This window comes from Pseudomonas sp. FSO-7, from assembly GCF_059579345.1.
Genome location: NZ_CM184193.1, coordinates 1,538,144 through 1,551,047 on the forward strand (window position 1 = coordinate 1,538,144; position 12,904 = coordinate 1,551,047).

The 12,904-nt window shown below is 60.3% G+C and carries 13 protein-coding genes and 2 pseudogenes; 8 read left to right on the forward strand and 7 right to left on the reverse strand.

Annotation, left to right across the window (positions count from 1 at the left end; all coding sequences use genetic code 11):
* The first annotated feature begins 230 nt into the window (after positions 1 to 230).
* The 3 genes from AC515T_RS06690 to AC515T_RS06700 all read left to right on the forward strand — a co-directional run bounded on the left by AC515T_RS06690 (position 231) and on the right by AC515T_RS06700 (position 2,665).
* Positions 231 to 1,448 carry a class I SAM-dependent methyltransferase gene (locus AC515T_RS06690; RefSeq protein WP_496531882.1) on the forward strand — a complete coding sequence of 406 codons (1,218 nt, stop codon included), beginning with the start codon at positions 231 to 233 and terminating at the stop codon, positions 1,446 to 1,448.
* Between the two features lie 219 nt (positions 1,449 to 1,667).
* Positions 1,668 to 2,249: a DJ-1/PfpI family protein gene (locus tag AC515T_RS06695; protein ID WP_496531883.1), complete on the forward strand. Its 582-nt coding sequence runs from the start codon at positions 1,668 to 1,670 to the stop codon at positions 2,247 to 2,249.
* 71 nt (positions 2,250 to 2,320) lie between these two features.
* The gene (locus AC515T_RS06700) at positions 2,321 to 2,665 is read left to right on the forward strand and encodes a YegP family protein (protein WP_496531884.1); all 345 of its coding nucleotides are present in this window, start codon (positions 2,321 to 2,323) and stop codon (positions 2,663 to 2,665) included.
* A 161-nt stretch (positions 2,666 to 2,826) separates the two neighbouring features.
* Here the strand turns inward: AC515T_RS06700 and AC515T_RS06705 are convergent, their stop codons facing one another.
* A complete protein-coding gene (locus tag AC515T_RS06705) occupies positions 2,827 to 3,846 on the reverse strand; it encodes a DUF4917 family protein (RefSeq protein WP_496531885.1) in 1,020 nt (339 codons plus the stop codon).
* A gap of 140 nt (positions 3,847 to 3,986) precedes the next feature.
* On the opposite strand from AC515T_RS06705, the gene yiaY reads away from it, so the two are divergent.
* Positions 3,987 to 5,135, forward strand: coding sequence for an L-threonine dehydrogenase (yiaY, locus tag AC515T_RS06710; protein ID WP_496531886.1), 1,149 nt, complete (start codon positions 3,987 to 3,989; stop codon positions 5,133 to 5,135).
* Here yiaY and AC515T_RS06715 read toward each other — a convergent pair.
* Positions 5,132 to 6,295 carry an MFS transporter gene (locus AC515T_RS06715; protein WP_496531887.1) on the reverse strand — a complete coding sequence of 388 codons (1,164 nt, stop codon included), beginning with the start codon at positions 6,293 to 6,295 and terminating at the stop codon, positions 5,132 to 5,134. The genes yiaY and AC515T_RS06715 overlap by 4 nt on opposite strands.
* A gap of 13 nt (positions 6,296 to 6,308) precedes the next feature.
* On the reverse strand, positions 6,309 to 7,544 hold the full coding sequence (locus AC515T_RS06720; protein WP_496531888.1) for an aminotransferase class I/II-fold pyridoxal phosphate-dependent enzyme: 1,236 nt from the start codon (positions 7,542 to 7,544) through the stop codon (positions 6,309 to 6,311).
* 258 nt (positions 7,545 to 7,802) lie between these two features.
* Here AC515T_RS06720 and fos point away from each other — a divergent pair, with 258 nt between their 5' ends.
* From fos to AC515T_RS06735, 3 genes are all read left to right on the forward strand, one after another.
* On the forward strand, positions 7,803 to 8,219 hold the full coding sequence (fos, locus tag AC515T_RS06725) for a fosfomycin resistance glutathione transferase (RefSeq protein ID WP_496531889.1): 417 nt from the start codon (positions 7,803 to 7,805) through the stop codon (positions 8,217 to 8,219).
* Between the two features lie 166 nt (positions 8,220 to 8,385).
* Complete coding sequence (locus AC515T_RS06730; RefSeq protein ID WP_496531890.1) at positions 8,386 to 9,735, forward strand: sensor domain-containing protein; 1,350 nt, start codon at positions 8,386 to 8,388, stop codon at positions 9,733 to 9,735.
* 258 nt (positions 9,736 to 9,993) lie between these two features.
* On the forward strand, positions 9,994 to 10,497 hold the full coding sequence (locus AC515T_RS06735) for a DUF4142 domain-containing protein (protein ID WP_496531891.1): 504 nt from the start codon (positions 9,994 to 9,996) through the stop codon (positions 10,495 to 10,497).
* Between the two features lie 86 nt (positions 10,498 to 10,583).
* Here the strand turns inward: AC515T_RS06735 and AC515T_RS06740 are convergent, their stop codons facing one another.
* Complete coding sequence (locus AC515T_RS06740) at positions 10,584 to 10,988, reverse strand: low affinity iron permease family protein (protein ID WP_496531892.1); 405 nt, start codon at positions 10,986 to 10,988, stop codon at positions 10,584 to 10,586.
* 176 nt (positions 10,989 to 11,164) lie between these two features.
* Between AC515T_RS06740 and AC515T_RS06745 the strand changes: the two genes are divergently transcribed.
* The gene (locus AC515T_RS06745; RefSeq protein WP_162893799.1) at positions 11,165 to 11,311 is read left to right on the forward strand and encodes a hypothetical protein; all 147 of its coding nucleotides are present in this window, start codon (positions 11,165 to 11,167) and stop codon (positions 11,309 to 11,311) included.
* A gap of 119 nt (positions 11,312 to 11,430) precedes the next feature.
* Here the strand turns inward: AC515T_RS06745 and AC515T_RS06750 are convergent, their stop codons facing one another.
* The 3 genes and pseudogenes from AC515T_RS06750 to AC515T_RS06760 all read right to left on the reverse strand — a co-directional run.
* A complete protein-coding gene (locus AC515T_RS06750; RefSeq protein ID WP_058543061.1) occupies positions 11,431 to 11,841 on the reverse strand; it encodes a type II toxin-antitoxin system HicB family antitoxin in 411 nt (136 codons plus the stop codon).
* A gap of 40 nt (positions 11,842 to 11,881) precedes the next feature.
* Positions 11,882 to 12,064: pseudogene (locus AC515T_RS06755) on the reverse strand (type II toxin-antitoxin system HicA family toxin); the annotation flags it as partial.
* A gap of 498 nt (positions 12,065 to 12,562) precedes the next feature.
* Positions 12,563 to 12,756 (reverse strand): annotated as a pseudogene (locus AC515T_RS06760) (helix-turn-helix domain-containing protein); the annotation flags it as partial.
* Between the last annotated feature and the right edge of the window lie 148 nt (positions 12,757 to 12,904).

Here is a 12,904-nt window from a genome sequence, read left to right on the forward strand (position 1 = left end):
ATTTCTGCCGGACCCCGTTGTGGCGAGGGGATTTATCCCCGCTGGTCTGCGCAGCAGACCCAAACCAGGCGACCGGGTCTCCCTGCATAACCGGTTGTCGGTTATTGGGGGCTACGCCCCTAGCGGGGATAAATCCCCTCGTCACAATTGATTTTTCCCGTGCCCTCACTCCCCATCCCCCCTAAAATACCCGCCATTCCCGATTCGCCCGCCCCGAGGCCGCTTTTTTCATGTCTGTCACCGCCACCCCCGCCCGTCCCGCGCCGGATCACCACGCCCAGTTCATCGAGCTGCTGCAAACCAGCCTTGAACAAAATGCTTTCATCAAACTGGTGTTGGCCAAGTACGTGGGGGAGGAGGCGGACCTCCAGCGGCTGATCATCAAGCAACTGACGGTCAAGGACCTGCCGTGCCTGTCCTTTGTCTACCGCTACAAGACCCGGGACATCACCAAGAATTTCCCGCTGGCCGAAGGCGTGGACACCGTCGCCGCGCTGTTGCCAGCGTCGTTCAAGAACGCGCATTTACTGGCGGTTACCGACGAGGCGCAGTTGGAGTACAGCAAGAAGGGCAAGAGCTCGCTGTTCAAGAGCAAGCCCCAGCAACTGCGGGAAGTGCCGTCTGCCGAGCACAACCGCGAGAAAAACCGCTTCCTCGACCTGAGCCGGCCATTCTTGGCCGACCTGGGCGTGACCAACCACAAGCACGAGCTGATTCCGGCGATGTCGCGCAAGTGGAAGCAGATCAACAAGTTCATCGAGGTCTTCAGCCACGCGCTGACGTCTTCGCCACTGGCCCTGGACAAACCGGTGCGGGTCTCGGATTTCGGTTCGGGCAAGGGCTACCTGACCTTCGCCATCCATGATTACTTGCGCAACACTTTGCAGGCCGAAGGCATGGTGACCGGTGTCGAGCTGCGCGAAGACATGGTCAAGCTGTGCAACGAAGCCGCCGCGCGTCTGGAACACCCGGGCCTGAGCTTCCAGCACGGCGACGTGCGCAGCGTGGCGCCGAGCGCGGTGGATGTGATGATCGCCTTGCACGCCTGCGACATCGCCACCGACTACGCGATCCACATGGGCATTCGCTCGGGCGCCTCGATCATCATGTGCTCGCCGTGCTGCCACAAGCAGATCCGCCTGCAGATCCAGAGTCCGGCCTTGCTCAAGCCGATGCTGCAATACGGCCTGCATCTGGGCCAGCAGGCGGAAATGGTCACCGACAGCTTGCGGGCGCTGTTTCTGGAAGCCTGCGGCTACGAGACCAAGGTCTTCGAGTTCATCTCCCTGGACCACACCAACAAGAACAAGATGATCCTGGCCGTCAAACGCGCCGAACCTGAGAACCCCACCGAGCTGCTGGCAAAAATCGAAGAACTCAAGGCCTTCTACCACATCACCGAGCACTGCCTCGAAACGCTGCTGCGGGCGGATGGTTATCTCGCCTGACAGCATGATCCTCCTGTGGGAGCGAGCTTGCTCGCGATGAACGATAACGCGGTGCGCCTGAAGGATCGCATCGTCTGAATTGCGAGCAAGCTCGCTCCCACAAGTTGCATCCAGCGATGTGCAGCCCGTCAGGTAATCACCGCTTATCCCTCATCTACCGACGTACCGGTCTACCTTTAATGCGTTCACCCCTCACGCATTCTCAAAGGAGCCCTTCCCATGGCTGCCAAGAAAATTCTGATGCTGGTCGGCGATTACGTCGAAGATTATGAAGTCATGGTGCCGTTCCAGGCCTTGCAGATGATCGGTCACACCGTGCACGCGGTGTGCCCGGGCAAAAAGGCCGGGCAGACGGTGCGCACGGCGATTCACGATTTCGAAGGCGACCAGACCTACAGTGAAAAACCGGGGCACTTGTTCGCCCTCAATCATGATTTTGCCAATGTTCAGGCCGCTGACTATGACGCGCTGCTGGTGCCGGGTGGGCGTGCGCCGGAATACCTGCGCCTGGACGAAGCCGTCCTGCAGTTGGTGCGCGATTTCGATCTGGCGGGCAAGCCGATTGCCGCGGTGTGCCACGGTGCGCAATTGCTGGCGGCGGCGGGCATCCTCGAAGGGCGCGAATGCAGCGCCTACCCGGCGTGCGCCCCGGAAGTACGGCTCGCTGGCGGGACCTATATCGATATTCCCGTGACCCAAGGCCATGTCCAGGGCAATCTCGCGACCGCACCGGCCTGGCCTGCGCACCCCAACTGGCTGGCGGGGTTCCTGACCCTGTTGGGCACGGCTATCACTTTGTAGTACCGCACTGGCAAGGCAAGCGCAGTGGGTCTTTACTCTCGGGGCATGCCCTCATTGCCTGGAGAACAATCATGTCTGGATGGTACGAAATCAGCAAAAGCAGCAGTGGCCAGTTTCGGTTTGTGCTCAAGGCGGCCAACGCCGAGACCATCTTGACCAGCGAGCTGTACACCACCCGCAGCGGCGCCGACGGTGGCATTGCTGCGGTGCAGAAAAACAGTCCGTTGGCCGAGCGCTATGAACTCAAGAACACCAAGGACGGCCATCCGTACTTCAACCTCAAGGCCGGCAACCACGAAGTGATTGGCAGCAGCGAGGCGTACTCATCGGACGCTGCCCGGGACAAGGGCATCGCCAGCGTCAAGGCCAACGGACCGACGACGGTCATCAAGGACAAGACCGTGGTTGCGCTCTGACAGGACGGTAATAAGAGGATCTGTGGCGAGGGAACCTGTGGGAGCAAGGCTGGCCGGCGATGCAGGCGCTGCGATTGTGCAGGCTAGCCGAGTTATTGTTCATCGCGAGCAAGCTTTGCTCCCACAAGTGAACCCCCTCGCCACTCACGTTTACCCTGCCTTTAAACCTCCACCGGCACCGACAGCTTCGGATCGCCCAGCGGGTGGCTCTTGGCATCGAAGAAGCGCAATTGCACCTCCAGCCCCTGGAACACCTTGGCGTAATGGCGCTTCTGATGCTGGATGAACGCCTGGCTACGGGGATAGATCGAAACCGCCACGGTTTTCGGGGCGGCCAGGCGCAGGGCATGGACAATGTGCCGGTCCTGTTCGCCCAAGGCATGGCCGAACAGGCACAGGTTGTCGCCGTGCTGCAGCAACTGGTCGTAGCAGAACGACAGGTAATCGCTGCTGCGGATGGTCTTGAGCTTGTCGGCGCTGGGGCCTTCATTGACGAACAGCGGTACGTCGTCGAGGGTCTTGATCGTGTTGTTGATGGCGAAACTGCCTAGCAAGGTGCCTTCGGTGGACGTGAGCTTGCGCGCCGTGCCGTCCTGGTTGCGCACCAGGTGCAGACCGCCGTGCAGGTACAGCAGGCGTGGTTTGTCCGTGGTCGCCTGGCTCAGGTCGAAACTGTGGTCATCGCCGAAGAACAGGTCGCTGATGGTCTCGGCCCTATGCTGGATCGCCCAGTAGTTGAGCAGGTCGTAGTTGGTGGTGAACACCGTGCGGTAGCGGCTCAGCTCCTGGTTGAGCGTCGCCAGGGTCGACGGTTGCACCAGCCGCCAGGGGATGTGCACCGCGTGCACGGTGTTGATCAGCGCTTCCTTGATCGCGTAATAGCGGTTACGCGGGGCGGCGGAGCTGACGGCCAGGGCCTTGTTGACCCGACTGGTGGTTTTCAGCGCCCCGAGCACTTGTTCGAAACTGCGGGTCTGCATTGCGTCGAACACACTCAGTTCCGACGGGCTCAAGGGTTTTTCCTCGACGGTGCGGGCATTTTCGAACAGCGAGTCATATCCGAAATCGTCCCACACCGCGCGGCTGGCCCCATTGCCTACCAGCAGGCCGCTGAAGGCGGTGTCGGCGCGCACGGTCTCCCAGTCTTCGAGCCGGGTGTCGTATTCCTGGAAATCGGTCATTGCAAGGATCATCTCAAAACGTGGCAAAGGCAGGCCGCGACTTTATCACGCCCCAGTCTTGAGCCAGATCAAGATGCGTCGTGACTACGGGGTCATTCTGTAGGTCCTGCCGATCCGGCCTCTATCAGGAGCGTGACCCCATGAGCAGTACTTTTTTCATTCCCGCCGTGAACATCATGGGGCTGGGTTGCCTGGATGAAGCGATGACCGCCATCCGCAACTACGGCTTTCGCAAGGCGCTGATCGTCACCGACGTGGGGCTGGCCAAGGCCGGCGTCGCTAGCAAGGTAGCCGAGCTGCTGGCGCTGCAGGACATCGATTCGGTGATTTTCGACGGTGCCAAGCCCAACCCAAGTATTACCAATGTCGAGCTCGGGCTGGGTTTGTTGCTGGAGAGCCGGTGCGATTTCGTGGTGTCCCTGGGCGGCGGTTCCCCTCACGATTGCGCCAAGGGTATCGCGTTGTGCGCCACCAACGGCGGGCAGATCCGTGACTATGAAGGCGTCGACCGTTCGAGCAAGCCGCAATTGCCGTTGATCGCCATCAACACCACGGCCGGCACTGCCAGCGAGATGACCCGTTTTTGCATCATCACCGACGAGACACGCCACGTGAAAATGGCGATTGTCGATCGCAATGTGACCCCGCTGATGTCGGTGAACGACCCGGCGTTAATGGTGGCGATGCCCAAGGGCCTGACGGCCGCCACCGGCATGGATGCACTGACCCATGCGATCGAGGCTTATGTCTCCACCGCCGCCAATCCGATTACCGATGCCTGCGCCCTGAAGGCCATCACTCTGATCAGCAACAACCTGCGCCTGGCCGTGCGCGACGGCAACGATCTGGTGGCGCGGGAAAACATGGCCTACGCGCAGTTTCTCGCGGGGATGGCGTTCAACAATGCGTCGTTGGGTTTCGTGCATGCAATGGCCCATCAACTGGGTGGCTTTTACGACTTGCCTCACGGCGTGTGCAACGCAGTGCTGTTGCCCCATGTACAGAGTTTCAACGCCTCGGTGTGCGCCGCTCGCCTGACCGATGTGGCCCATGCCATGGGCGCCGATACACGTGGCTACAGCCCGGAAGAGGGGGCCCGCAATGCTATAGCGGCGATCCGCAGCCTGGCCCATGACGTGGACATTCCGGCCGGTTTGCGTGACTTGGGCGTGCGCCTCAACGACGTACCGGTGCTGGCCGCCAACGCCTTGAAAGACGCGTGCGGCCTGACCAACCCACGGGCGGCGGACCAGCGGCAGATCGAAGAGATTTTCCGCAGCGCGTTCTAAGCGACCCGGGGCGGCACGAACCTCACGCAGAGCATCGCCGCCGCCCCCAACAGTGCACACAACGCCGCCAACGGCCAGGCCTGCTGGCTCAACAACAGGCTGGCCATGGCGCCGATCACCGAGGCCATCAGTTGGTGCAGGAACCCGCTCAGCGCCATGGCATAAGCGCCGGCCACCGGTGAGCCTTCATTGGCCAGGGACAGGCTGATGGGATAGATCAACGATTGGCCAAACACCGCGAAGCAATACGGCAGCCAGAAGAGCAGCGCGATGCTGCTCAGGGTGAGGCTGCCTGCCAGCATGGTCATGCTGCCGCCCAGCACCAGCGCGATGCCCCAGTCCATCATTCGCCGTTGACCGGTGCGTAGCACAAACGCGTTCACCGCCAGCGCCCCGAGCAGGTACGCCGCACTGATCGGCCAGCCCAGCAGGCCATATTCGATGGCCGACCAGTGAAAGCTCTCCTGCAGGATCAGCGGCGCGGCGGTGTTGAAGGCGACGATCACGCCGTAACCCAGCCCACCGGCCAAGGCCGGCAGCAGGAACGCCCGTTGCCGGAATATCTGCCCGTAGATACCCCATGCCGATTGCCCGTTGCTGGTGTGCGCCAGCGTCGGGAACCTGGTCCGGGACACCGCCGCGGCCATGGCCAGGCTGACGGCGCCCAAGCCTTGGAAAATCGCCTCCCAGCCGAAAGCGGCCTGGATCAGCGAGCCCAGGTATTGGCCGATACCGAGGGCAATCACAAAGGCGATCGATATCCAGGACAGGGCCTTGGCCAACAGGTCGCCGCTGAAACTGTCGCGAATCAAGACCCGCGCCATCACCGAAATACCACTGGCACCGATGCCCTGGATCAACCTGAGCGTCAGGAACGCCTCCACGGTTGTGCCCAGCGGCAAGGCCAGGTTGCCCAGGCCGTACAACCCCAAAGCCGCCAGCAAGACCGGCTTGCGCCCCAGGCGCTGGCTCAGGCTGCCCCACAGCAACATGGGCAGCGCCATGCCGATCAGGTAGACCGACAGGCCCCAGGAAACCCGGGACGCATCGGCACCAAGATCCCGGGCGATTGCGGGCAGGGCCGGCAAGTAGATGCTCATGCCCAGTTGTGCCAGGAAAACGGTGGCGCAGGTGACGATCAGGGTTGTACGGTTCTTCATCGAGCGTCCTGTCTCAAGGGCGGAGGTCACGCCCGTGGGTCAGCAGCAGTGCGGTGATCTTTTCGCAAAACGAGCGAATCACGTCCGGCTCCATGTCGGCGCGCAGGGTAATGCGAATGGCGGCCTTGCCTTGCGGCACCACGGGGAAAAAGACCGCCGAGGTGAAATACCCCAGTTCGGCCAGTTCGACCGCCAGGTTATTGGCCTGGGCCGCGTCACCGCAAGGCACCATACGGATTGCCATGGGAGTGCCGCGCTGTCCGGTCCGCACGAGGCTGTCGAAGAGGCGGATATTAGCCTGCAAACGCTCCTGCAAGGCAGTGAATTCCCGGCTGCGGTGCAGGCGGATCGACGCCATGCCGGCGCCAATGGCCGCTGCGTTCAGGCTCTGGGACCAATTGCTCGGCCCACCGTAGCGCTGCACCAGCGCCTTGTGCCGTTCACAGCCAAACATGACCAGTCCGCCACTGGCGCCGAATGACTTGGCCAGCGAGGCCACGATCAGGGTGCGTTCGTCCACCGCCGGGAGCCGCGAGCGGACCAGGCCGGCGCCGGACTCCCCGACTGCGGACAGGGCGTGAGAGTCGTCCAGGTAAAGAAACAGGCCATAACGTTGCTTGAGGTACATCAGGCTGTCCAGGTCCGCCATTCCGCCCATGCTGTAGGCGCCGTCGGCCACGTACGCCACGTCGCGCTGGCGTTTGCACACGTCTTCGATGAAGTCCATGTCGTTGTGCGGGCAGGTGATGACCTGGGTTTCATCGGCGCAGGCGGCCTTGCTGTGGTTCATTGAATGATGGGCACGTTTGTCGAACACCATGACGGGCGCGCGATTGTGGGTGAATGCGCCGCTGGCCAGCAGCGGCAGGATCCCGGCGCTGGCCGCACTGCAAGACAGGGCACTGAGGCAACTGGCGCCGAACAGCTCCGACAATTGGCTTTCGTATTGGTCCAGGATCGCCAGTTTGCAGCGATTCCTTGAGTTGGCAACCCGCAGGGTCCCGGCTTCCCACAGGGCGGTCATGGCGCCGTCCAGCAGCGCGGGGTGATAGTCCAGGCCCAGGTAGGACGTGGTGCAGAAGTGATGAAACGTCCGACCGTATTGGTCGACCAGCACATTGGGTGTCTTGACCTCGACATTCAGCCCTGAGATTTTTCCGGCCTCGGTGCCCTGCCAACCCTGGTCAGCGAGGGAAATGAGCTTGCGGTAGTTGGTGAAGTAATGAGGTGGTTGAGCAGTCTGGTCCATGGCGCGATTACATTCCTTGGTTGATGGTGCTGTCCGTGGGGGTGTTCCGATTGCGGTGTGTTTCCAGACTTTACAGATTGTTGTGCAGGGCTTTGAATCGGCTGTTTCCGGCGTGTTTGAGTGTCACTGGAGATTTCCACGTAGGACTTTGCCTAGTACCCTGGCCGGGGAATCCATCGGCGCTGTCGGAACTTGGGTGCATCATGGGTTTACCCCAAGCCCGCCGGGTTATCACTCTTTTCTGAAGGTTGCTTGCTGATGCTCTCAGGCCTCAATCATCTGACCCTTGCGGTCACCGACCTGGATCGCAGTGTGGTTTTTTATGGCGAGCTCTTGCAGCTGCGTCTGGAGGCCAAGTGGGACAGCGGGGCGTATTTGTCGCTGCCGGGGTTGTGGTTGTGCCTGGCTTTCGACCCGTTGCGCAGGCCCGAACCGGCGACGGACTACACCCATTACGCATTCAGCATCAGCGCCGAGAACTTCCCCGTGCTGGTGGCGCGGCTGAACGCGGCCCAGGTGTCGTCGTGGCGCGACAATCGCAGCGAGGGGGATTCGTTCTACTTTCTCGACCCGGACGGGCACAAGCTGGAAGCCCATGTGGGCGACCTGGCGTCGCGGTTGAAGGCCTGTCGGCAGGCACCGTATGCTGGCATGAGGTTTTTTACAGCGCCGTGATGGGGCGATGTCGAATCGAGTTGGCGTTTGATCCTCTGCACTCTGATTGCCTGCGCTATCCTCATCGATATCGGGAGCGCGTCGGTCTCGCTCGTTGTATTGGCGTCACGAACTGACGACCACCCGCTTCGCTCACCGTTGCATTATCCGGATGACCTCCAGCCCCATGGACACTTCAAGTTCCGCGCCGCTGGCCAGCTACATCGACCTTCTGCTGGACGCCGTGTGTGCCGTCGACGGTCAGGGGCGTTTCGTGTTTGTCAGTGCCGCCTGCGAGCGCATTTTCGGCTACACCCCGCAAGAGCTGATCGGCCAGCCGATGATCGACCTGGTGCACCCTGCCGATCGCCAGCGGACCCTCGAGGCGGCGCGGGAGATCATGGAGGGCGAGCCCAAGCTCAATTTCGAGAATCGCTACCTGCGCAAGGACGGGCGGGTGGTGCACATCCTGTGGTCGGCGCGCTGGTCGCCGGTGGACCAACTGCGCATTGCCGTGGCCCGGGACATCACTGAACGCAAGCAGGCCGAGTCTCGGCAGGCGGCGTTGTATGCGATTTCCGAGGCGGCCCATGCCGCGGCTGACTTGCTGGCGCTGTTCAAGCGCATCCACCTGATTATTGGCGAGTGGCTGCCGGCGCTGAATTTTTCGGTGGCGCTGTATGACGAACAATGTTCGCAGTTGAACTTCCCCTATCACGTCGATGATCGGGAAGGGCAGCCCGAATTGCCGGGCACGGTCACAGGGCGTTTGTGCGCCGAAGTGATTCGCAGCGGCCAGCCGATCCTGTTGACGCCCGGTGGCAACTCGTTGCCAGCGGGGTTCGACGATCTGGTGGCGCAGTCGGACGCGCCGTGTTGGCTGGGCGTGCCGCTGAACTCGCAGAGCGGCACGATTGGCGCGCTGATCGTCAAGAGTGCGCCGGACAATGAGCGCTACACCGAACAGGACAAGGAACTGCTGCAATACGTCTGCGCACAGCTCACCATTGCCATCGAACGCAAGCAGTTGCACGCCCGTTTGCAGCACATGGCTCAGTACGATCAGTTGACCCAGGTGCCCAACCGCGAATTACTCCGTGAACGCTTCAAGTGTGCACTGGCGACTGCCCGCGCCGCGTCCGGGCGCATGGCCTTGCTGTATATCGACCTGGACCGTTTCAAGCAGGTCAACGACACCTATGGCCACGGCGTGGGCGACATGCTGTTACAGGCGGTGGCTAATCGTATCAAAGGTTGTATCCGTGACAGCGACACCGTGGCGCGCATTGGTGGCGACGAGTTCGTGGTCCTGCTGCACAGCATCCAGGCCTTGGAGGATGCCCATAGCGTGCAGGAAAAAATCCGCCACACACTGGCCCAGCCGCTGCGTCTGGATGGGCACTGCCTGAGCATCGAGCCGAGTATCGGCGTGGCCTGTTTCCCCGACCATGGCGCTGAAGATGTCGCGCTGTTCCGCCACGCCGACGAGGCGATGTACGCGGCCAAGCGTCACAATCACAGGGCATTCGGCATCTGATAACGCGTCGCCGTTCGTCGCGGCGCCGCAGGCTTTTTCAACCTTTCAACCTTTCAAGCGTTGTCCTTTTCAGATGTCACGCGGGCTCCGCTCGCCGGAAACATCGTCCATGATCGAACGAAGAGGTTTGAAGTGGGTCGCAGAAGTAGGAGAACCACCCTCGCGGCTGTCGACAGCCACTTAGCGGAAAGCGAAGTCGGGTGGTTCTGATTCAGAGGCGGGAACCCGTCAGAACTTTTATCAGAGGAGGGCGCGACCATGAGCCGTATGGCCAGCTTCTTTCGCACCACCAGTGTCATTGTGCTGATGGGCCTGGGTGCCAACAGTGCCTGGGCCCAATCGCCTGTCGAATTCATCAACGATGCTTCCGCCAAGGGCATGGCCGACATCGAGACAAGTCGCATGGCCCACGGGAAGGCCGAATCCAGGGAGGTCAAGGATTACACCATCATGGTGATCAACGATCGCACCACCGCCAATCAACATCTGGCGAAGATCGCCAAGAAGCTCGACTTGCCTGTCGCCCCCCGGGAGGAGGTGGCTGACAAGGCCAAGGCCTTGATGCCACAGGTCAAGGAAGGTGAGTCGTTCGAAGCCGCGTATGCTGCCAGCCAAGTCAAGGCCACCGAAGAGGCCATCGCGCAGATCCAGCAGCAGGCCCAGACCACCGAAGTGCCGGAGATCAAGGCTTTCGCCGACGAAACCCTGCCCAAGTTGCAGACCCATCTCGAAATGGCCAGGGCACTGCAGGCCAGCCGCTGATCCACATGTTGTTGCATCCTGGGCCGGGACGTTCGCGTCCCGGCTGATGTGTGCTCGCTAGAAGGGGGCCTTCCAGCGCATCTGCCTCAGCACTGGTTCAGGTCCACTTTGTTGTCTTTTTCCAGACCTTCAAGGTTCTTGGCTTCGCCCTGGCCCATGGCCTGGTAATGCTTTCTCAGCGCTTCCAGTTGCTTGAGGTCCAGCGACTCGAGGCCGAGCATCGCATTTTGTGCTTCCTTGGTCGCCCGCAATAATTCGTCGACCTTGAGATGCAGGATGTCTGTATCGCGGTTCTGCGTATTCTGGATCAGAAACACCATGAGGAAGGTGATGATGGTGGTCGAGGTGTTGATGATCAATTGCCAGGTGTCGTTGAAACCGAAGAAAGGTCCGCTGGCTGCCCACAGTGCCAACAACACGATGGCCCCCAGAAATGTCTTGGGGCTCCCCGACCAGAGGGCCAGTTTTTGAGCGATTTTTGCGAACGTCATTGCCGTGTTTCCTTATGGGGTGCACCTGTTTGGTGTGACAGCAACGAGACGATGAAAATTCTACTTACATTTCAGTCGCCAACATTCATCGACGTTCATCGCCCGGCACGATGACAGTCGCAACCATCGCCGCTCTCGCAGGTCACTGCTGAAAGCCCTCGGCATCGGAGTACATCATGAATCTCGCCCGCACTTTTTGCCTTGCCTGCGCTTTGTTCGCCCTGCAAGGCTGTTTCGACAACTCGGATAACGAGACCAAGGACAACACCGACGGCACCAAGTCTTCGGTGCAGATGCAAGAGTCTGGAAAGGAGAGCAAATAACGCATAGCTGCACCCTGTGGGAGCGAGCTTGCTCGCGATGGCGTCAGTTCACCAATGCACGGGCGCCTGACACACCGCTATCGCGAGCAAGCTCGCTCCCACAGGTTATGGCGGTTTTCTCACCGCCCTTGCTGCAACACCTTCAGCGCTGCCGACGCCAGGAAACCCGAGCGGCTCTTCTCTTCAGGATGGTGCAACACATACTCATCGATACGGTTGAGCAGGTAGCCGGGCAACGTGATGTTGAGTTTCTGCGCTTTGCCCAGGTACTTGGTCACATCAATGTCCACCAACGCCCAGGTGCAGCCGGCATATTTCGGATTGGCGGCGTGCAAGGTGACGGTATTGGCCGGCGGAATCGGCGAGCCGTCTTCAGCCAGAATCTCGAAGTGCCCCTCGATGGCCTCACGCGCCATCGCCATGGCCTCGTCCAGGTCATCACCTGCGGAAAAACAACCGGGAATATCCGGCACTTCAACACCCCAGGCGTGCTTGTCATCGCCCATGGAAATCGCAATCGGGTAAAGCATATTCATCGTCCTCCGGGAACGTTGCGCAACGGGCCGGCTGAAGCAACGCCTGTTGCAAAATACTGATGGCCGTTTTCTTGAGCAGGTCCTTCTTCGGATGAGGAACCGTGACCAATCCCGGTTTGGTCGGGTGCTTGAAGTGATGGTGACTACCCCGCACCCGCACCCGCACCAGATACCAACCGTCTGCAATGATCTGGCTTATTAAAAATCGGCTATTCACAACACCTCCGTGTGGTGTGCTTGGTGGGTGCTATACCTACTGAAAATTAATGATCAACACTATACCCACCAGGGACGCCCCTGGTGGGCTCGCGCAGGCATTGCAACGAAGTCTAGAAGCGGTGTCGCACAAGGGCGGCAGAGGGGCGGGGTGGGTTTATTTCGGGATGTGAGACAGGGCGAAAATGCGGGTGTGGCGAGGGAGCTTGCTCCCGCTGGTGAGGTTGTAAAGCCGTCTGGATCTTTAGCTGCTACTGAAAAAAGTGCGGAAGACACCGACCTTGGACTCGTATCAGTCAGTCAAGAAAAGAAACCTGTGGGAGCGGGCTTGCTCGCGAATGCGTCGGGTCAGCCAAGATCATTGTTGAATGACACACCGCTTTCGCGAGCGGGCTCGCTCCCACAGGGGATTTGTGTGGATGCGATACCTGAGAACAATTCTGAAAAGATGTGGGAGCGAGCCTGCTCGCGATGGCGGTGGCACAGTCAACCATCATCGCAAGCGGAATTTAATTGCCTCGATTGGATCGCAGGGGGCATCGGGTAGTGCTCGTCCTCGTATTTTTCGATCAACAAGGCAAGGATTTCCAGCTCATCGCCTTCAGCCGAACCGACTTCCACCCCCCAGAGCTGTTCGATGCGCGCAAAAGCTGCATTCAAGTCGTCCTGATTACAAATGGGGTTGATGTTCATCATATGGTCTCCGCGTAGAACACCTTGTACAGGGGGCACATGCCGACGAATGTACAAAACCATGCTAGTGCTGGTAACTGGTTTTTTGTATCAGATTCAAGATGATTCATGTCAGAAGAACACAACTGTGGGGAGGAAGCTTGCTCCC

Bases quoted from the DNA above. Each gene is read 5' to 3' on its own strand.
- AC515T_RS06735 (WP_496531891.1), top strand. From the start codon at position 9,994: ATGAGCCGTATGGCCAGCTTCTTTCGCACCACCAGTGTCATTGTGCTG.
- AC515T_RS06690 (WP_496531882.1), top strand. From the start codon at position 231: ATGTCTGTCACCGCCACCCCCGCCCGTCCCGCGCCGGATCACCACGCC.
- AC515T_RS06750 (WP_058543061.1), bottom strand. From the start codon at position 11,841: ATGCTTTACCCGATTGCGATTTCCATGGGCGATGACAAGCACGCCTGG.
- AC515T_RS06705 (WP_496531885.1), bottom strand. From the start codon at position 3,846: ATGACCGATTTCCAGGAATACGACACCCGGCTCGAAGACTGGGAGACC.
- AC515T_RS06700 (WP_496531884.1), top strand. From the start codon at position 2,321: ATGTCTGGATGGTACGAAATCAGCAAAAGCAGCAGTGGCCAGTTTCGG.
- AC515T_RS06745 (WP_162893799.1), top strand. From the start codon at position 11,165: ATGAATCTCGCCCGCACTTTTTGCCTTGCCTGCGCTTTGTTCGCCCTG.
- fos (WP_496531889.1), top strand. From the start codon at position 7,803: ATGCTCTCAGGCCTCAATCATCTGACCCTTGCGGTCACCGACCTGGAT.
- AC515T_RS06740 (WP_496531892.1), bottom strand. From the start codon at position 10,988: ATGACGTTCGCAAAAATCGCTCAAAAACTGGCCCTCTGGTCGGGGAGC.
- AC515T_RS06720 (WP_496531888.1), bottom strand. From the start codon at position 7,544: ATGGACCAGACTGCTCAACCACCTCATTACTTCACCAACTACCGCAAG.
- yiaY (WP_496531886.1), top strand. From the start codon at position 3,987: ATGAGCAGTACTTTTTTCATTCCCGCCGTGAACATCATGGGGCTGGGT.
- AC515T_RS06730 (WP_496531890.1), top strand. From the start codon at position 8,386: ATGGACACTTCAAGTTCCGCGCCGCTGGCCAGCTACATCGACCTTCTG.
- AC515T_RS06715 (WP_496531887.1), bottom strand. From the start codon at position 6,295: ATGAAGAACCGTACAACCCTGATCGTCACCTGCGCCACCGTTTTCCTG.
- AC515T_RS06695 (WP_496531883.1), top strand. From the start codon at position 1,668: ATGGCTGCCAAGAAAATTCTGATGCTGGTCGGCGATTACGTCGAAGAT.